Here is an 18,232-nt window from a genome sequence, read left to right on the forward strand (position 1 = left end):
TTCAGCATCCAATATTGCTAGAACTAATTTTCTGAAGTAGTTCATCTGGTGAAAATGCAATTTCCCAGCCAAAGTCAATTAGCCTATTTAATGAGTAATCCGTTGGAGTACATTCAAAAGGCATATCGATAAACATAATCAAAGGAAAGGTTAATTTATTAACAAAATCATTACCATTAAACCAGTTAGTTATTGTAAGCCCAACAAAAGCTTCTTCTTTACATCTACGTGCGAATTCTTGTTCCCTGAAAAATTTAGCTTTAAGCAAGCATACTATTTTTCCATTTTTATCCTTAATAATTTTAAGATTTGTATAAGGCCTGACAGTTTCATTTGTGAGCTGTGCATGGTAACCGGTAGTATTTATCCCGCAGCTGGCAGGCGTGTGTACAGTATAACCATTATTAATAAGATATAGTAATATGTAATCAAAACTTGGTTTTAATTCAGTCCCATTCTTTGCCTCAAACCATCTAGCTGCATTGACAATGGATTTTCCTTTCTTTGAAATAAGATCTGCTAATTCTAAAGACGAGGAGATATTCATTTCATTCAATGAAATCAAAATATTAGAACATATCTGGGTTGTTTGAACGTTTGTGTGATCACCATTATAAATATTATGTTCAGTTATACCTACAATGTCGGTATCTTGAATGTATGATATGAAATCATCAGATCTTAATCGTAATAATATTCTTCTAATTACTAACCTTTCGGGTAGTCTTGAGTTCCAGAGTTCAATAATAAATTCATATAATGAGCTAAACCGATGAGCTAATAAGAATAAACTGTCTGTATAATAAACCCACTCTGAAACAATTTGTAGTGACGTTTTAAGAAAAGGATTCTTCGAAAGTAAAATCATTGCCGTTTCGCGTACTAGTGGATCTGTTGTGTTACCATCGATAGATGTGACAAGAGCGTTTACCTTGCCTTTAATATTCATACCTTGGGATGGGGGGGTATATTTTGAAACCCGTGAGTGAATTCTTTTTTTTATTAATTCCCATTGAAGTTTTGCCAAATAAGACTCTTGATATTTATCATTTATATACCAATTGGTTAAATGGTTAATGGTTTCGTTAATATAGTGCGAGAGAACGTGGTTTTGATTGAGCGTGCGCTCAAAAGCCTTCAGTTTTCCTTCTTCTGTAAACTCATTCTCAAAAAGATTATGAATGTCTTGGAAAATATCATAGTTCGGTTCGCCAATATAAATGGATTTATCAAAGATTGATTGTTTTAAATCTAAAAACCATTTGTATGTATATCGCGGATCTCCAACTGTAAAATGAATTGTTCTAGAGTCAACATATGGTCGCTCATCGAAGTATTGTCGTATACATAATCCCTCAACAAGTGTTTCTCTCACTTCATACGTTTTATTAGGCTCAGGAACACCTCTTGCGTTTCCTTTATAACATGTGGTTTGCCCCCAGAATTCAATTGATTTGTTATCATTTGTTAATAATGTTAATTTATGATCCCATATATCATTAGCAATATCAGAGTAAAACTTTATTTGTTGTTCAACTTTATAAGAAATTATATCGCCTTTTGATTTCAAATTATTAGCAAACTTTAAAAGTATAAAGTGGATAAAGAGTTCCACATTAGAGTTCCTTATTGTTGCTAACGTTTGTACTCCCATATGTGATGCCATATCAATCCCTTATAAAGATAATTTTTTAGTATAATATAGCATTACTGAATTTTTTTCAATCGATTGTTTCTTATACTGCATAAGCTTAATTAAATAAATTAATAATTATGGTGTGGAATTGGTTTGTGAATGAAGTATTTGTTCATAGTGGCTACCATCACTTCTACTCAATTCGATATCTCAAGGGATTATTAGGATGACGTATGGTGGGTGAACCATAAATAAATGTTGTTATTTTCAAATGCAAGTGAATGCCTCATCAGGCCATATCATCTTCTTACCACGCTTTGCCGTAATCAAATACGGCACCACCCATAATTTTAAGTCGTCTGAGAAAGCAAAATGCTGTTGTATCGGCTGGCTAAAGTCATCATGCGCAGGGTAAATCAGATACATCTCGCCTTTCCCATCAAGATATTTTTGGCCATAGGCAAACATTTGATAGAAGTCAGATTGCGCCAGCCCGTACAGTGATTTTTTTTGCGGGTTGTTATTCACCAGCTTCCATTTTGTGTCCATCACCATTTTGGTTTGAACCGGTTGGCACGACTGAATCAATAAGTCTGGGCGAAGTTTAAAGCAGTCATTAGGCCCATGCTTCACCAAGGAATAAGTGGTAGCCTGCGATTTAACTTTGAGTTGAGGGGGTAATTCGTCGGGAAGGGTTTGTGCAACAAATGACTCAAATACCGCTTCCATAGGGAACAAGAGTGATATTGCTTTGGTATTTCCCTGCAAGGCACTCGGGTTCATGCCTCTCAGGATCAATTGCGCCCAAGCCAATGGCTCGTTGTAATGAGCCATACCACGCTCTAGGCGTAAGCTGCTTATATCACTCTCAATATCCCGGCTAAGTGGGATACCGTCAAAAGCAAAGCGCAGCTCGTAAAGCCAGCGTTGATTCTCAGATGAAAGTCTCAGGCTAAGTAATTTATCCAGCGCGGAATGTAAAAGCCGATTGGCTGAACAATCTGGCATGTAGTCATCATAATCGACACAAAATTTATGACGATTCACCACGTTATGCCGCAACTGCGCGGAAAGCATCAGCTTGCCCTTCATAAAAGACAGATTACCTTGCTCGCTCACATAGTCGGATCGTAAACCTTGTTTAAGCAATCGGCTGACGCTTTGCAAAAACTGGCTGATAAAAATCTCGAGCAAAGACATGCGCTGTGCCTGCAGAGTGGCCTGCTGGGTTTGAATATGTCGAAACCCAGGCAGGTGACTTAGCATCGTGATGAATGTTTCTCGCGCACTCACAGTAGTGAGGTTTTTACCAACCTTGGGTAGTATCTCAAGTTGGAAACCGTGAGGTGTAGAAAGCATCCCCGCGTATTTTTGCACCTGAAGCAATTTGAAACCTGAGCGTGAGGTGAGTTTGATAAACTGGTTTCCTTGAATGCTAGTTAGGCTAAGTTCCTCCAAGTAGGCAAAGACTTCTGGATTTAAGTGCTTTGCTCCAGCTGGGGCTGAACCTTTACTTCCTAACAAGTCATATTCAAAAACAGAGATCACTTCACCCATGGTTTACAGCCTGCTCATCAAGAGTGGTTTGTAGGGGTTGGTAAATAGCACGGTAAGCCTGTGGCCTGTTCCAGATCTCTTGATCGAATGCTTCGAGCTCGTAAGCTGTCGATTGCTGATCATGGCGTCGTAAATCATGATTGTTACCAAAAAGCGTATCTAGATCGTCAGTTTTCTCAATCACGAATTGCAGACTGTCGTCTTGTTTCTGGTTGTCTGCCAGCACCAGCCTGATCTTGTTCCAGTCATCGAAAAAGTATTCCTGCAACAGCGGAATGATCTTTTTCTGGAATGCGATCTTCAATTGTTTAAATGCAGCCTCTTCATCACCGGCATCGAGTGCATTTTTTACTGGCATAAAGAACGCATGTCCTAGCGTATGTTCACGATCGTAAAGTGCTTCGATGCGGCTATTGAGATTCTCTAACAACGACTCGAGTTCTATGCCTTTCACCTTACTTCCACTCAGCAAAGAGAGATCAGGCATCATCTCGATAAAGTCAAAGCGACGGCGCAAAGCCGTGTCCATCAGAGCTAAAGAACGATCCGCAGTGTTCATGGCTCCGATGATGTCGACATTGGCGGGTACGCTGAAGTGATCACCGCTATAAGACAGTTGCAGGCTCATTGTATTGGACATACCCGCACGTTTGTCTATTTCAATGAGCGAAATCAGCTCGCCAAAGATCTTGGAGATATTGCCGCGATTGATCTCATCAATGAAAATGGCGTAGCGATGTGCTGGATCGGCATTGGCACGCTGACACAGGCGCATAAAGATACCCGGCTCAATAGGGTAAGAGATATTGCCACTTTCGTCAGAGCGAGCGCGGATACCCTCAATAAATTCTTCATAGCCGTAAGATTGGTGGAACGTAACCACTGCAAAACGCTGGATGGCTTCGGCAGATTTAGGGCCCTGTTTTAACTCAGCATATAGAGAAAGCAGCTCATCCACTTGCTCTAACTGGGATTCAACTAGGAACCATTCACTATCGGCAGTTTTGTCGAAGATCGCTGGTTCACGGCGGCCTTTGTAAGCGACTGTAGTTGATCCCGGTATGGTGAAGGATTGCAACGTTGACCAAGCAGTTTGTGAAAAGTTGCTACTACGGCCATTTAATAGTGCTTTGCGTTGAAACCACTTATGTTCAATAATTTGGCGAACTTTTGCTCGTTTACCAAGATCGAGCAACACCAGAGTTATGACCTGCATCCAGTTCAACGACTCAAGGCGAGAATCCAGCCAGGCATCTCGATCTGCTGGTACAGCATGAGAGGTGTACTCTTTCATTTTTTGCTGTAACGTGAAGGTCTTGCCAGTGCCTGGGGGGCCAAAGAAGATCACATTAGTTGGTGAATGTTGTAGGGTATTAATTTCGGTGAGTTCACTACTGGCTGTTGATGTTGTATCGGACACTTTCTCCTGCTTTTGTTCGTTATCGCGTTGACGGAGCAATTCATAGAGATCCCAGATAGCCATATTTACGTAATAAGGATCTGCATTCGGGGATTTAGAGTGGATGGCTTGCTTCAATTCATGGTTTTTCTGCAGCCAACTTCCATTCAGTTCCAAACCTAGGCTGAACTTCTTATTTAAGAAATCTGCCACTTTTGTAAACGCATTCTCATCCACGGCACTAGTGCAGGTTTCTGGCAAAAAAGCGGCAAAAACGCGGTTTCTCAAACTCCAATACATACGCTTAAGTAGCCCGGTTTCTTTGGCCTTCTGCAGAGCACTGCCTACGTGTTGATAGGTAGCTTCATCTGGTTGCTGACGAACGCGTTCGGTTAGTTCTCTAAGCAGTGGCAGACTTTGCTGATATTCCGCCAATGAAGGGACACCCTGACGAATGCTGGCAATGCCGTTATCACGTTCATACCAAAGCCGTTTGAGCAAATCTTCAGATCCAGGTGCCGTGAATGTTGGGACTTGCTGTAGCAGCCCCGTAAATTCACGGTATCGCTGATTCCACCTGGAAGGTTCATAATTTTCATCTTCTGCCAGGGTATCAATCAATTCACTGAGCGTCAGCTTGCCTGCTTCGACACTATCTACAAGAGTCATCGTGACCTTTCCTCTGCGGCGACATTGCTTATTTTTTAACGAAGATGATGCGCTCTAATTGCATTAAGTAAATCCATGAGGCTGGTAGAACAACATCAGCGGCTTGCATACTTCCAAAAGACTTTTACTCGATAGGGTATCTAAATTCGTAATATTCCTTTCGCGGTGGGAAGGTCGGTATTTCATTGCCTCTCGGATCCCTTACAGCGTCCCATGACCACCAAGTGTCACCAAACTCTTGCTGATACCATTTTTCTTTCACAGCCCTGTGCTGTAAATAATCCTCAGTATCACGTCCCCATACTTCGAGAGGAACGAAGTCTGTACCATTGACATCCGTGAGTATGAAGTCGGGATGGTACTGATCTTCCGCAGAATCATAAATCAATGGCTTGATAAACTGGCGTCGTTCCTTAGCTAGCTTTTCTTCAATGATCCCTTCGAAAGATGAATCAAGTGGGATCCATCGTTCACTCACCATCATTAAAACCACCTGACGAACACAGGCGGAAAAATATTCCTGGCCAGACTTTTTAGATGTTTTTTTGACTGGCACGTCGGTGACAGCAATAGCAATAATTTTACCACCACGCTGCCACCATGCTACATCTCGTGGAAATCTGGCTAAGGAACTTTCCCAACGGGATTTATCGATTGTTAGATAAGGCATCCCGGCAGGGGGACTGCTCTTTGTGGTTCCTGCCAAAGGCAGATTATTGCCAACATTCAGAGTTGGAGACCATGCATTAAGTTCTGAGATAACGATCAGACGGCGACTTTTCGCACATGCGTAATTCACAGCTTTCTTATTGGCATACTCGTTTCCTTGGCGCAATAGAACATCGGCCAGAACTGTGTGGCTTTGTTTAATGCTACTGGCTTCCTTAAACAAACGGCTCATTACTGTTGTCAGTCTTCTCTTTCCTTCCAGAGATGGAGCCCATTCGTTTAGCCCTGTGTTTTCCCAAAGCAAATGAAGAAGACCTAACATCTTCATTTTCCTAAGGCATTTGACTTGCTTTCTTTCCCTTAGAGGATGTATTGCAGCCGGAGCTGCGCGTTCAGGGGCCGCCGTCGATACGCGTAACGAAAAATCTAATCCGATACGAAGGGTTCCGTCCTCCTCTTCCCTGACAGCCGATGATGAATATGCTTTTGCACCACCATCAGTATTTACACGAGAGTAGTATGAGCAGGATGGTTTGTGCCGAGGACCGGTGTTTGGGTTTCGACAGAGAGTAAATGGACCAGAACCTTTATGGCTTCTGACATAAAGCTTAAGTTTCTGAGCCGGATCACAGCAGCAGGTCGCAATGTAACTGCGATTATCCCAAGCCAGCTTTAATGCACGCTGGAAAAATGAATGTGAAGTGGATTTTTGTTGCTCTGGCGAAAAGTCATAGGGCTTTTCTTGATCAAGAAGATGAACGCAGACCTTGGATTGTTGTTTACTTTCCATTGACCTTCCCTTTATGTTTCTTTCTACATCAATGTTTTACCGTATTAGCCATAATTGTTCAAATTTCCCACATTTAAACTATGGGTTATAGACCTGCAATCGCAGATCTGTAGCTCCTGTCTGCACATTACGGGCAAACTCTTTGCCAATTTCATTGGTCACTTTCAGGTTCTTTGACCAACATAATCACGGTACATACAGTCATTGATTTATAAATATTTTCGAAACTAAATTATTTTAGTGGATGGAACATACCTTCCGTTCGGCAATACGATATACGACAGGTCATGTCGTATATTTGGTCCTAACCCCCCTCTTAAATCAATTATTTCCAGAAATTTCAATTCGTTATTGGCCTTAAATTTCTTCGCCATTTTTTCAATCCACCTCCCTTTGGTACGACATAACGTGTCGAACCAGTACGTCATAATCTCCCATATCAATATCTGGTTATTTTGGGAGTTCAGGACTGTTCTCACCATGAAAACACAACATGATCATTATGACCGCCTGTCCGTCAGGTTATCGGTCATTATCAGCCGATTGTTGGCTGGTCAATCCCTGGAGCTGAAAGCTCTGGCAAATGAGTTTGGTGTCTCAGAGCGCACTCTACAGCGGGATTTTCAGCAGCGTCTAATCCATCTGGATCTTGAACATTCCAGTGGCAGTTATCGACTTATCCGGCGAACGGGTCGAGAGCATTTACCCAATACCTTTGCGTTTATCCTCAACTCTGGGATTTCGGGGATAATTCCGGCTCAAAACCGCAGACTAATCCGGCTGATTACCAGCAGTTCTGGTGGCTCTCCATGCCTTATCGGGCATGGAGGGCTGCCATCGCCAATCACCCAGACCACTTGCTTTCTGGAACTGGCCGAAGCTATCCGTGACTACCGGGCCGTCACGCTATTAGCCAATGGTAAGAGCTACGAAGGAGTGGCTCCTCGCCGCCTGATCTTCCAGTCAAGAAATTGGTTTCTTGTAGCTACTCGGGCGAGAAAGCTACAGGTGTTTCGGATGGAAGACGTTAACGCTGTAACTGTTCTTGACACCTCTTTTCGCAGAAAGCCTGAACTTGATGCACTCACCGCCAGTGAGGAGTTTATTTCGGCTCTTCCACACTTTCGTTTCATCAGTGACGTTATTCAGACCTTCAGAGAGTAACTGGCAACGTTCATTTCAACATAAGCAAGGAGTCCTTTATGGATGACCCGGTGAAGGGCGAAAGCCGGATGATTACTGATGCCAATGGCATCACCAGAAGAGAAGGGGGGATTTCAGGAATATGGGGCAATATGTTTAATGGTAGCAATGGGATAAAAACCGACAGCCAGCAGCTTATACCTGACATCAGGGATATTCTCGATGTTTTCCCTCAGTCGCTGCGGGAAAACCTGGTGAACAAAATCAGTGAAGCTATCGACTATGAACCTGTTATTGGTGTTATGGGAAAGACCGGTGCCGGAAAGAGCAGCGTGTGTAATGCGTTGTTTCAGGGGGAAGTGTGTGCGGTCAGCGACGTTGAGGCCTGTACGCGGGAGGCTCAGGAGCTGTGCATACGCTTCGGCAAACGTTCGCTGAAGATAATTGATATTCCTGGTGTCGGTGAGAATGCTTTACGGGATAAAGAGTACGAAGATCTTTACCGTACTTTGCTTCCCTCACTGGATCTCATCCTCTGGGTGATAAAAGGCGATGATCGAGCTTTTTCTGCAGATGAGCATTTCTACAATAATGTCCTGCTCCCTGCAGGTGGTGGTGAGCGCGTTTTGTTCGTCCTCAACCAGGTTGATAAAATCGAGCCCTTCCGTGAGTGGGATACATACCTGCATCAGCCGTCCCCAGCACAGCGCATCAACATCGAAAAGAAAGAATCTTACATTACTGAACGTTTTGGCTTTACGCTATATCCGGTAATCCCTATCTCCGCCGATGAGGGCTACAACATCCTTCGTCTGGTGGAAACGATGATCCGTGCTTTGCCTGATCGAGCTAAAAGCAGCACAGCCTCGCAGTTTAAGGAAGAGTACAAAACCGATGACGTAAAGACGGAGGCGAAAGGCGGCTTTGCCAGCGTGCTCTCCGGAATACTTGACGACTTTATTGATTCTGTTCCGTTACCTGGTCCCGTCAAAGAGCTAGCCCGTAAGGGGAAAGATAAGGTTATTGAGTGGGCGGGTAACGCCTGGGACCATTTTTTTGGATAAGGAAACATTTAATGAAACCACTAATTGTTCCTGCATTGTTAATATCGTTATTTGCTGCCCAGTCTGCTCATGCAGATGGAGGCTACGACTTGCAATGCATGCTTGAAAACGGCGAGCAAATGACGCTCAGTCATGCCAGTCATACTGTATATATCAGTGTTGAAAAGCCCGGTGGTGATTCCGAAGAGGGAGGTTCAGTTATTAAACTGGACATTCCTTCCGGTGAGGCGAAGCAAAAAGTAATCCCTAAATCAGATGCGGGACTCGCTTCTTTCACGTTGCGCGGAGAAAGTGACGATATTGAAGGCGCTATCGCACTTAATTATTCGGAATATGACGGTGCAGGTGATGCTTATTACACGGTCATGAATTCAATGGGTCAGGAAACCAGCACCGTATCCTGCAAGCCGGGTATCATTAAAGTTTCCAGGAGCCTCCTCCAGAATGGTATTAATGGCGTTGGTAGTCAGCAGACTAATAAACCAACCCCCTCTCAACAACAGCAGGTACAGCAATCGACTACACCACCATTTAAAGTACAGTTTGGCAGCTCAGTTAGCAATGAAGGCTGGAATACTAAATATGGCGTTATTCAGCTCACAATCACTGATGACAACGTGGTACTGAAATCCATTAGAGTTAACAGAGGGAACTGTAAAATGGAGAGCGCCGGTAACAGAACCCTGCCTACCAAATATCAATTCGGTGATGTGGCCACGTTCAAATATATGAAATGTGACCGTATTATCGAAGCCAGTATTGTGACCGATTCCGGTAGCTGGACCTTCAATAATTAAATTTAACTATGGTGAGTCCGGGGAGTAAGTGTCAGTCAATTATCCGACACTTCCCCCTTTTAATTATGTTTAACCCCGCTGGGATGTCATTCATTTCATCCCTACAGCGTCCCTTGACAAATAACGCGCAGCAACAGCCCTGCCAGACGTTTACTGACATAGCGCTTGTGTCGGGTTGCTGTTTACGGATAAGGCGTGTGGAAGTGGCCTCAAGGGCATTATTTGCGGGATTCTTCTATGCGTTCCATCAGCCAGCGCCTGACATCACTTTCCCGCCAGCGGGAACTGCGGCCAAACTTGATGGGTCTCGGGAACAGACCGTCCTTAATCAGCTTGTAGAACCACTTATCGGTTAGACCCGTGAAGGTGGTGATGAAGACCATATCCACCAGCTTATCGTTCATCAGGTCGGTATCGGGAGTCGGAAGATTGTTCATGACGATTGTCCTTCTGTCTTTGAGTGGGTAAAAGACAGGAGCCGCAGAACTAACCTGTTGATTTAAGGTCATGTTGCGTGCTCCGTCATTACAATCACTTCTCCGGTAATAAATTACTTTTTACCTATCCCTGACTACAACCAAAGTTACGTTCGCCGTCATCGTGGTTTTTGGTGTACTCCTTAGCCAGATAGCTGATGTGATAAATGTAGCTACGGTAAAAGTCTGTATTCGTGCCATTCCTGCGATTCAGCTCATAAGACACGCCCGGTAAATGGAATGGCACTTTATCTGCCATATCTCCGGTACGCTTAAGAGCTACAGCCCATGCGCGCGCAACCATCCCCACCAACAGTCCCCGATATTGTGCTGACCTATCCATAGTGAGCGCGGTATTTCTGAATATCTCACGATTTACCAGAAGGAGCATATGATAGTGCTTGTTGCCTTTCTCTTCGCCAAATTCCCTTACCCAGACATATCTCAGTTTACAGGGATAAATACGCTTACCCTCTCTCCTGCGCTTATTTAGATACGCTGCTATCTGTGCTTTAAGTGATGCAATAAAACGGGTAATGACCGTTGAATCATATCCCTTATGCTGATTATCAGATGGCAGCCGTAAATCCACCCGAAATGCCAGAACTCTTGCGTAGTCCTCCATTGCATAGTGGGTAATCTCTTCCAGACGTTTCATATAGTGTGCATTGGTCTTGCCATAGCGTTCATTCAGTTTCATGGTTCAGCTCCTTGTGGTTGATTACATAGCCATAAGTGCTGTAGTGACTTTTTACTGAACTATATCGATCTCAGAAAAGTGGTATCACTTATCTTAATAACTGCTTTTATGCCTTATACATGCAGAATTTAATGATTGGAAGATAAATATAATATTAATACCGGCAGTATTTAATAATAGAAAGAGGGGAGTGGCAGAGTGCAAAACCATTATTCACAGGTGAAAGAAGTTAAGTAACCCTGTCCAGTAATAAATATTTAAACTCTTAAGTTATGACTGGTTATATTCATTTCTGTATGAACAACTACGGTGAAAAGTTCTTCAAGGTGGCACACCTTTGTCTTTGTTTTGAAGGCTTCAGTCTGTGAAGCTACTTTGGCTACAGAGGGGCCAAATTTAACACTAACCAGCCTTTTTCTTGGAGAAAATTGAGGGTTTTAACTTTAATTTAAAAACTACGTGAACCATACAAAATTACTATGAAAAAACGCGTAATTACTACATTTTTTTCTACTTTTTTGATTTATTGCTACGTTTTTTCTTCCAAAAAACTTCATAATAGCACTAATGATTTTGACTGGTTTTACATAGTTTAAAGGTGGAAAAATGGCCGTTAATGTACGCTCATCAATAGTAGTGAAGGACATACGAACCAGCAGATTCCTCTTCTGGTACATCAGAAACAACATTCAGGGAATGAAACAGTTTGCTTTTGACGGGAACAATCCAGATACAGCCCTCTCAGAGCGAATTATTAATACTGCACTTGAAGTTGGATGTCCCGATCCAATTCAGAGGAGCAACTTCATTTCCACGCTTGAGCTTGCAATTAATACAACGCTACTCCCAGAGAAGTATTTTAGCTGGCTAAAAGAAAATGAAAGGGCAACCTTTTGGCTATGGGGCTTGATGTGTCTTGATTCCCGCTGCATGGAATCAATCAATAAAAAATTGGGAACAAACTCAAACTGGTACCAGAAAGCTGGATTAACAGATTCTCCCGTGAGCCATAGCGAAAGATACTCAATCATTGTTGCACTACTGGACTTTATCAATATTGAAACTAATCAGGCACCGTTGATGAGGCAATGGTTATATGACCGCCTTGTATTCTGGAGAGCAAATGATCACCAGCAGGTAAAATTACGCTGGCTTACTCAGGATCATACCGATATATGTACATGGGCTTATAATTACATCAAAAAATTCCAGAAAGAACACGCTAGTGGTGAAGGCAACAAATTAGACCCAGTGCATATCCCGGAACCACTTAATAGTGTAGAAACTTTCCACTCCATTTTTGCCATGTTAGATTTATGGGTGGCTAGTGATGAAATACAACAGAAAGCTATAAGAAAAATAAACAAAGCATTCTATCAAAAAAACTTCAGACGGAAGCAGTCGGAAAAACGGGAGCGAGAATCTATCAGCGATGCCCATGAAGAACGTTTGAATTTCTTGGCTGAATTTTACAAGTCAGATAAAATGTCAGTTATCGAAAGACTAATTGACGAAAGGGTTCAAGGTATAGAGGTAAGATTATCACACGGCTGATATATTATTATTGCGCTTAATTCATACCTCCCTTTGTTATTATAACAGGGGGAGTTCAGATATGTTTTATTTCAGAGCTATATTATTTATATATATGCAATGAAGGTATACGACTCAATACCGACACACCATCAATCATTGTTACCCTCCCCAAACAACCTCCACCATTTTTAATTACTAATTTCCCAGCCCACAATCTTTTCAGTCTATCTGGACTGTTTTTTATACTTATTATTAAGGAAGTTATTATGAAATTAGCAAGCCGCTTTGGTAGCGTAAATCAAATCCGACGCGACCGCCCATTAACACATGATGAACTGATGCACTACGTCCCAAGCGTATTTGGAGAAAATAAACACGAATCCCGCAGCGATCGCTACACATACATTCCGACTATAACCCTGCTTGATAACCTGCAACGTGAAGGCTTTCAGCCATTCTTTGCGTGCCAGACTAGAGTCCGAGACCAGAGCAAACGCGAACATACTAAGCACATGCTACGTCTGCGTCGCGAAGGCCAGATCACTGGCAAGCAGGTGCCTGAAATCATACTGCTTAATAGCCACGACGGCTCCAGCTCATACCAGATGCTGCCGGGGTTATTCAGATCGGTTTGCCAGAATGGACTAATTTGCGGTGAGAGTTTTGGAGAGGTACGTGTGCCACATAAAGGCAACGTGGTGGAGAAAGTCATTGAAGGAGCTTACGAAGTGCTGGGGATTTTTGATCGCGTAGAAGAGAAACGCGATGCCATGCAGTCGCTGATGTTACCGCCACCTGCTCAGCAGGCGATGGCAAAAGCGGCATTAACTTATCGCTTTGGTGAAGAGCATCAACCGGTGACGGAATCGCAAATCCTATCCCCGCGCCGCTGGCAGGATGAGAGTAACGACCTGTGGACCACTTATCAGCGCATTCAGGAAAATCTGATTAAAGGCGGTCTGTCTGGACGAACCACCAAAGGTAAACGCGCCCATACACGCGCTGTTAAAGGTATCGACGGTGATGTAAAGCTCAACCGTGCTCTGTGGGTGATGGCTGAGAATATGCTGCAGCTTGCCTCATGAACCTTTTTATTATCCCTTCCCTCAGGCCTTGCCAATAAACCGGCGAGGCTTTTTGTTTTAAGGAACAAATATGTCTGTATTTAATTTATCCCCGGTATTTCCTGCAAACGAGCAACGCGTCATTCGTCGGGCATTACGCCTGCTGGAGAAATATCAGCGTCAACCGAGTGAGCCATTTACCTCCACCAGCTTCACTAAGACCTGGCTGCAATTACAGATGGCTCATCAGGAGCGTGAAGTTTTTATCGTGATGTATCTCGACAATCAGCACTGCCTACTGGGATGCGAAACGCTATTTACCGGCACACTCAGCCATACCGAAGTTCATCCCCGTGAAGTGGTTAAATTGGCTCTGAAACACAATGCCGCTGCGGTAATTCTGGCGCATAACCATCCGTCAGGTACGACAGAAATCAGTCAGCAGGACAAACACATCACTCAGCGGATAGTAAAAGCGCTAGCACTGGTAGAAGTGCGAGTGCTGGATCATTTGGTTGTTGGGAATGAAGTGGTTTCTTTTGCTGAGCAGGGTTTGCTTTAAACGGAGGTTTTCATGTCAATCACACCACCTCATGAATGGGGTCTATAAAGCGATATCACCCCTCGATTTGGCGCAAGATTAGTTCAGGAAGGCAACCGGCTGTATTACCTGGCTGACAGGGCTGGATTGACGGGGAGTTTTAGCCCAATTCACCTGCAGAAATTAGATCTGGCTTTCCCGCTGATTGTAGAACAACTGGAAGATATGCTGCGTGCTGGCGAACTAAATCCACATCAGCAACATCAGGTGAACATTCATCTTACGGGTTTAATCTGCATAGCTGACACCCGTGGTAGCTGCGGTTACGTTTACATCTCTATTTATCCAACCCCGTAACACCTTCTCTCTTCTTCTTTTCTCAGGATTCTACCCATGCACATTTCATCTGTACCGGCCACGGTGCCGGTTTCGTCACGTCTGTCGCCCGTGCAGGTCTGGCAACAACTTTTAACGTATCTGTTGGAGCACCATTACGGCCTCACGCTTAACGACACACCATTTCATGACGACGCAGCCATTGAGGAGCATATCGACGCAGGAATCACGCTCGCCGATGCTGTTAATTTTCTGGTGGAACGTTATGAACTGGTACGCATCGACCGCAAAGGATTTACATGGCAGGAGCAGACGCCATTCTTGACCGCCACCGATATTCTCAGAGCCAGGCGAGCTGCAGGATTAATAAATACCTGAATTCTTCGAGCCTCATTCCTGGTTTTTTACCTCTGAACTTCCAACCTTTTTTATTCATCGCATAATGCGCCTGCCACTCCTGGCAGGCGTGTTTGCTTTTATGGACGATTAACTATGCAAACAGAACCCGACGTGTTAACAGATCACAACGAACTTATCCTTTCGACCAATATCGAACGTGTGGTCACTGGCCGCGATGCCGCACTGAAACAGATAGAACAACTTATTCAGCAGCTTGATGCCATTTCACGACTAACCTCAGAAATTGGCGGTGGCACAGCTCAAGATTGGGCAATGAAGTCCGGGCACCGCTTCGATAGCTGGCTGACTGAGAAGGCTGATAAAGCGATACCTGCCGTCACCCGCAATATTGACCGTAGTATCTGGCGTGATTTGATGTTGAAGTCTGGCATGATGGCATTGATGGATGCTCAGGCGCGCGACCAGTGGCATAAGAACCTGGAGGAGGGCGATCTGCCTGCCATCAGCGAGGCGAATATACTCAGTACTTTTGAGCAGTTACATCTGAATAAAATGGATGTCTTTGAACGTGGGATCATCAATGTGTTCAAAGGTCTGTCATGGGATTATAAGATCAATAGTCCTTGTAGCTTTGGTAAGAAGATCATCATTAACAATCTGGTGACGCATAACCGCTGGGGATTCAGTCTTAACTGGGGCTGGCGGCGGGATCAGTTGGCTGATCTGGAGCGGATGCTGTTTTTACTTGATGGCAAACCCATACCCGACAACCGTGGTGATATCTCTACCCGATTGATGGAACATATTCGGGATAGCCCGGCTAAGGATGTTTACGAGGATGAGTTCTTCAGTATTCGTTACTTTCAAAAGGGAACAGCCCATCTGACGTTCAAGCGCTTGGAGTTGATAGAAAGGATGAATGACATTATTGCGAAACACTATCCGGGGATGTTAGCTAAGCCTCGTTGAAGCGGAGAGTTTCAGTTGCTTCCTGCTGGTAAAAATGGCTCAAAACTGAGATTATACGCATTGATCTAACTCATTGATTTATAATGATGGCAAACTAAAATCAATTGAGTATACAAGTGAGTATATAACGAAGGTTTAAATGATTTAATATTTATGTAATTCAGATTGTTATATTGATTTGGCGAGTCCGGCCTTCGCCACATATAAGCGGTTTGTCCCAAAACTTTTACGACCAGGCAATCACTGAGACGAAGGCATTAACTCCCGATTCCCGCGAAGAGATCTCTCACGATCAACAATCTCCCCATCAGCCCCAACATACCGTTCAGGCCATATCTCAGAAGGATGAAGCCCAAGCGCCTTAGCTATCAAAAACTCACCTTTCGGCCATGGGCGCGTTAACGCATTTGCCAGCGTTGAAGAAGCCAGGCCACATTCTCGTGAAAGTGCTGCCAACGATATTCCTTTCTTGCATAAACCGGCGATGATGTCCGCCGGATTCCAACCTTTAGCCATGATTTCCTCCAACTATTGATTTAACGGTTATTTCTTAGTTTGATAGCTAACTTAAAAGAAAAAGAAATCGCTGGATACTACGCAAAACGTAGTTTTATCCTCATGAGTAGTAGTATGAGATAACGTTATCTTTCGATATTGATTTAATAATTCACATGCATGACTTGTTAATTGGTGAAGATATTTGATGGGTTTTGTTTAAATAATAAAGTACGTTCTATTAGAAATTATTTTAATATTTCATTTCCTTCTTTAGCGAAGGCTAACTTGTGACCACTATCTAATTTTTCACGATTTAAGAATAATCTCCCAACTGGTTATTATCTTTAATTATCACAGGGTAGTACGATGGACAGTTAATCATAATACGAAAAGGGATTTTTAATTGTAGTTGGTGAAAGGACAAAACCTACATCGGACACACTTATAACTCCCGGGGGAGTCAGGCAGTTAACATTAGGTGAGGTGACACTGCTAGAACCCTTTACAGTTACAGCAGCGTTTGGATTCCTTAATAAAGTTTCCTTCATTTCAACCGGCAGTTAAATATACAAATGCAGTACCTATTTCAAGAAGCATCTATTATGAAGAAAATAGCGTCTATATTTACGGTTGTCATTATGCTTACAGGTTGCCCAGGGGGTAAACCTGCGCCACAGGCAAGATATACGTACATCAATGACGAAAAGCTCTGTTTCAGCGTTGATAAAAATGATGTGTTGAATTATTACCGAATAGAATCAATTCAGGAAACAGGATACACCGTAATAAAAAATGATGAAGGGTTATATCTAAAATATCCTGATAATTGCATTGATGTGAAATGGAAGGACGGTTATAGCTATGTCATTTCTTATGGCCTAAATGATAAGCGCTATATACACCGATTTTTTATTGACAACAATGGGCAGCTCACCAATACGGATTATTAATAATGTCTTTGCCTGCTTATTTCTTTATGGCAAAAATGAAATGTAAATTGTAGGTGATTATATACTGCCTGCCGGGGGCTACAAAGCTATAAGCAGAATCTAAAAGTCAGTGAATTTTCTTGGGTATGAACCACACGATCGGTGCTGGATTAAACAGGGAATGGATTATGCCAAACAACTCGGTTATTAATAGCCTGCATTGTACGTTAACGGCTGTGCTGTTATTACTTGTGGGCGGCTATGCGGTATATCAGTATTACTTCAATGGCTCGCCGAATGAGGTGTTTTTCGCCCGCCAAAAAGTCACCGATGCTACGTTCTTATATATTACCCGCTACAACGGCGGAGGCGCTACGGTTTAGGATGTCTATCGCTATTATCTGGACGGCAATCTATCTGGCGATCCAGTGGAGCATCTGAAGAATCGTGCCCCGTTTTTGATATCAGCAGTAAGCAATGCGCAGGTTACGGGTTATGGCAGCCACGTTAACGTCACGCTCACCGGTCGTGTGTATTCGTTTACCAACTCTGACTTGTTCTATTCCGATGGCGTCGCGATTATGCCGGTTATCAGCTTTACGGCTAACGGCAGTCGTTATAATTCCCGCACCAATCGCGCCGGGCTCCCAACATAAACCCCAGCCACCAGAATATCTTTCGTCACCACGCTGCCTGCGCCAATCACCGCGCCGCTGCAAATATGCTCCGTCAGGATAGTGCTGCCGCTGCCTATGGTAACGTTATCGCCGAGGGTAATGGCTATCCAGTTCTCCGGGTTGGGGTCTGGCCTGCCGCTGCGAAACAGGTCGTTGGCGAAGGTGACGCCGTGGCCGATAAAGCAGTTTTTGCCGGTGGTGACATTTTCGCACAGGAACGAGTGGGACTGGACGCGGGTACCAGAGCCGATCATGCAGTGGCGCTGGATCTCAACAAAAGGCCCGACGAATACGCCGCTCTGCAGCGTGCATTCGTAGAGGTTGACCGGCTCCACAATGGTGACGTCGTCGCTGCCAATTACGTCGCGGATACCGCTTTTTAGTATTTTCATAGTGGTCTGCCCCGGTGAATAGAATGAATT

19 protein-coding genes are annotated in these 18,232 nt (G+C 43.7%); 11 read left to right on the forward strand and 8 right to left on the reverse strand.

Annotated elements, in window-relative coordinates; genetic code table 11:
- Position 1: 1 nt before the first annotated feature.
- The 4 genes from F3J26_RS17510 to F3J26_RS17525 all read right to left on the reverse strand — a co-directional run bounded on the left by F3J26_RS17510 (position 2) and on the right by F3J26_RS17525 (position 6,720).
- Complete coding sequence (locus F3J26_RS17510) at positions 2–1,666, reverse strand: hypothetical protein (protein WP_166995108.1); 1,665 nt, start codon at positions 1,664–1,666, stop codon at positions 2–4.
- 237 nt (positions 1,667–1,903) lie between these two features.
- Complete coding sequence (locus F3J26_RS17515; protein ID WP_166995110.1) at positions 1,904–3,193, reverse strand: McrC family protein; 1,290 nt, start codon at positions 3,191–3,193, stop codon at positions 1,904–1,906.
- Positions 3,186–5,261: an AAA family ATPase gene (locus tag F3J26_RS17520; protein ID WP_166995112.1), complete on the reverse strand. Its 2,076-nt coding sequence runs from the start codon at positions 5,259–5,261 to the stop codon at positions 3,186–3,188. Before F3J26_RS17520 ends, F3J26_RS17515 begins: the two co-directional genes overlap by 8 nt.
- Positions 5,262–5,385: 124 nt before the next feature.
- Positions 5,386–6,720 (reverse strand): DUF1173 family protein, encoded by a 1,335-nt coding sequence (locus tag F3J26_RS17525; RefSeq protein WP_166995114.1) that lies wholly within the window; start codon positions 6,718–6,720, stop codon positions 5,386–5,388.
- Between the two features lie 480 nt (positions 6,721–7,200).
- Here F3J26_RS17525 and F3J26_RS17530 point away from each other — a divergent pair, with 480 nt between their 5' ends.
- The 3 genes from F3J26_RS17530 to F3J26_RS17540 are packed head-to-tail and all read left to right on the forward strand — an operon-like array spanning position 7,201 to position 9,724.
- The gene (locus tag F3J26_RS17530; protein ID WP_166995116.1) at positions 7,201–7,884 is read left to right on the forward strand and encodes a WYL domain-containing protein; all 684 of its coding nucleotides are present in this window, start codon (positions 7,201–7,203) and stop codon (positions 7,882–7,884) included.
- Between the two features lie 38 nt (positions 7,885–7,922).
- Positions 7,923–8,927 (forward strand): GTPase family protein, encoded by a 1,005-nt coding sequence (locus F3J26_RS17535; protein WP_166995118.1) that lies wholly within the window; start codon positions 7,923–7,925, stop codon positions 8,925–8,927.
- A gap of 11 nt (positions 8,928–8,938) precedes the next feature.
- Positions 8,939–9,724: a hypothetical protein gene (locus F3J26_RS17540; protein WP_166995120.1), complete on the forward strand. Its 786-nt coding sequence runs from the start codon at positions 8,939–8,941 to the stop codon at positions 9,722–9,724.
- A gap of 218 nt (positions 9,725–9,942) precedes the next feature.
- Here the strand turns inward: F3J26_RS17540 and F3J26_RS17545 are convergent, their stop codons facing one another.
- A complete protein-coding gene (locus tag F3J26_RS17545; protein ID WP_160623722.1) occupies positions 9,943–10,161 on the reverse strand; it encodes a helix-turn-helix transcriptional regulator in 219 nt (72 codons plus the stop codon).
- A gap of 124 nt (positions 10,162–10,285) precedes the next feature.
- Positions 10,286–10,900 (reverse strand): inovirus Gp2 family protein, encoded by a 615-nt coding sequence (locus F3J26_RS17550; RefSeq protein WP_166995122.1) that lies wholly within the window; start codon positions 10,898–10,900, stop codon positions 10,286–10,288.
- Positions 10,901–11,506: 606 nt separating this feature from the next.
- Here F3J26_RS17550 and F3J26_RS17555 point away from each other — a divergent pair.
- From F3J26_RS17555 to F3J26_RS17580, 6 genes are all read left to right on the forward strand, one after another.
- Positions 11,507–12,454: a hypothetical protein gene (locus tag F3J26_RS17555; RefSeq protein ID WP_166995124.1), complete on the forward strand. Its 948-nt coding sequence runs from the start codon at positions 11,507–11,509 to the stop codon at positions 12,452–12,454.
- A gap of 248 nt (positions 12,455–12,702) precedes the next feature.
- The gene (locus F3J26_RS17560) at positions 12,703–13,521 is read left to right on the forward strand and encodes a DUF932 domain-containing protein (protein WP_205246552.1); all 819 of its coding nucleotides are present in this window, start codon (positions 12,703–12,705) and stop codon (positions 13,519–13,521) included.
- Positions 13,522–13,591: 70 nt separating this feature from the next.
- The gene (gene radC / locus F3J26_RS17565; protein ID WP_029989648.1) at positions 13,592–14,062 is read left to right on the forward strand and encodes a RadC family protein; all 471 of its coding nucleotides are present in this window, start codon (positions 13,592–13,594) and stop codon (positions 14,060–14,062) included.
- A 54-nt stretch (positions 14,063–14,116) separates the two neighbouring features.
- Positions 14,117–14,398, forward strand: a complete 282-nt coding sequence (locus tag F3J26_RS17570; protein ID WP_353621176.1) for a type IV toxin-antitoxin system YeeU family antitoxin — start codon at positions 14,117–14,119, stop codon at positions 14,396–14,398.
- Positions 14,399–14,434: 36 nt separating this feature from the next.
- Entirely contained in the window at positions 14,435–14,755 is a 321-nt protein-coding gene (locus F3J26_RS17575) for a TA system toxin CbtA family protein (protein ID WP_166995126.1), read from the forward strand.
- Positions 14,756–14,869: 114 nt separating this feature from the next.
- A complete protein-coding gene (locus F3J26_RS17580; protein ID WP_166995128.1) occupies positions 14,870–15,706 on the forward strand; it encodes a DUF4942 domain-containing protein in 837 nt (278 codons plus the stop codon).
- Between the two features lie 240 nt (positions 15,707–15,946).
- On the opposite strand, the gene F3J26_RS17585 is transcribed toward F3J26_RS17580, so the two are convergent.
- Complete coding sequence (locus tag F3J26_RS17585) at positions 15,947–16,222, reverse strand: helix-turn-helix domain-containing protein (protein ID WP_166995130.1); 276 nt, start codon at positions 16,220–16,222, stop codon at positions 15,947–15,949.
- A gap of 584 nt (positions 16,223–16,806) precedes the next feature.
- Here F3J26_RS17585 and F3J26_RS17590 point away from each other — a divergent pair.
- Together F3J26_RS17590 and F3J26_RS22705 are read left to right on the forward strand one after the other, a co-directional pair.
- On the forward strand, positions 16,807–17,154 hold the full coding sequence (locus F3J26_RS17590) for a putative T6SS immunity periplasmic lipoprotein (protein ID WP_166995132.1): 348 nt from the start codon (positions 16,807–16,809) through the stop codon (positions 17,152–17,154).
- A 167-nt stretch (positions 17,155–17,321) separates the two neighbouring features.
- Entirely contained in the window at positions 17,322–17,516 is a 195-nt protein-coding gene (locus tag F3J26_RS22705; RefSeq protein WP_286180323.1) for a hypothetical protein, read from the forward strand.
- A 233-nt stretch (positions 17,517–17,749) separates the two neighbouring features.
- On the opposite strand, the gene F3J26_RS17600 is transcribed toward F3J26_RS22705, so the two are convergent.
- Complete coding sequence (locus F3J26_RS17600) at positions 17,750–18,202, reverse strand: acyltransferase (RefSeq protein ID WP_166995134.1); 453 nt, start codon at positions 18,200–18,202, stop codon at positions 17,750–17,752.
- Between the last annotated feature and the right edge of the window lie 30 nt (positions 18,203–18,232).

The organism is Enterobacter sp. Ap-867 (genome assembly GCF_011752855.1).
Taxonomy (GTDB): domain Bacteria; phylum Pseudomonadota; class Gammaproteobacteria; order Enterobacterales; family Enterobacteriaceae; genus Cedecea.

Coding starts and splice junctions, on each gene's coding strand:
- F3J26_RS17510 (WP_166995108.1), bottom strand. CDS start 1,666: ATGGCATCACATATGGGAGTACAAACGTTAGCAACAATAAGGAACTCT.
- F3J26_RS17515 (WP_166995110.1), bottom strand. CDS start 3,193: ATGGGTGAAGTGATCTCTGTTTTTGAATATGACTTGTTAGGAAGTAAA.
- F3J26_RS17520 (WP_166995112.1), bottom strand. CDS start 5,261: ATGACTCTTGTAGATAGTGTCGAAGCAGGCAAGCTGACGCTCAGTGAA.
- F3J26_RS17525 (WP_166995114.1), bottom strand. CDS start 6,720: ATGGAAAGTAAACAACAATCCAAGGTCTGCGTTCATCTTCTTGATCAA.
- F3J26_RS17530 (WP_166995116.1), top strand. CDS start 7,201: ATGAAAACACAACATGATCATTATGACCGCCTGTCCGTCAGGTTATCG.
- F3J26_RS17535 (WP_166995118.1), top strand. CDS start 7,923: ATGGATGACCCGGTGAAGGGCGAAAGCCGGATGATTACTGATGCCAAT.
- F3J26_RS17540 (WP_166995120.1), top strand. CDS start 8,939: ATGAAACCACTAATTGTTCCTGCATTGTTAATATCGTTATTTGCTGCC.
- F3J26_RS17545 (WP_160623722.1), bottom strand. CDS start 10,161: ATGAACAATCTTCCGACTCCCGATACCGACCTGATGAACGATAAGCTG.
- F3J26_RS17550 (WP_166995122.1), bottom strand. CDS start 10,900: ATGAAACTGAATGAACGCTATGGCAAGACCAATGCACACTATATGAAA.
- F3J26_RS17555 (WP_166995124.1), top strand. CDS start 11,507: ATGGCCGTTAATGTACGCTCATCAATAGTAGTGAAGGACATACGAACC.
- F3J26_RS17560 (WP_205246552.1), top strand. CDS start 12,703: ATGAAATTAGCAAGCCGCTTTGGTAGCGTAAATCAAATCCGACGCGAC.
- radC (WP_029989648.1), top strand. CDS start 13,592: ATGTCTGTATTTAATTTATCCCCGGTATTTCCTGCAAACGAGCAACGC.
- F3J26_RS17575 (WP_166995126.1), top strand. CDS start 14,435: ATGCACATTTCATCTGTACCGGCCACGGTGCCGGTTTCGTCACGTCTG.
- F3J26_RS17580 (WP_166995128.1), top strand. CDS start 14,870: ATGCAAACAGAACCCGACGTGTTAACAGATCACAACGAACTTATCCTT.
- F3J26_RS17585 (WP_166995130.1), bottom strand. CDS start 16,222: ATGGCTAAAGGTTGGAATCCGGCGGACATCATCGCCGGTTTATGCAAG.
- F3J26_RS17590 (WP_166995132.1), top strand. CDS start 16,807: ATGAAGAAAATAGCGTCTATATTTACGGTTGTCATTATGCTTACAGGT.
- F3J26_RS22705 (WP_286180323.1), top strand. CDS start 17,322: ATGCCAAACAACTCGGTTATTAATAGCCTGCATTGTACGTTAACGGCT.
- F3J26_RS17600 (WP_166995134.1), bottom strand. CDS start 18,202: ATGAAAATACTAAAAAGCGGTATCCGCGACGTAATTGGCAGCGACGAC.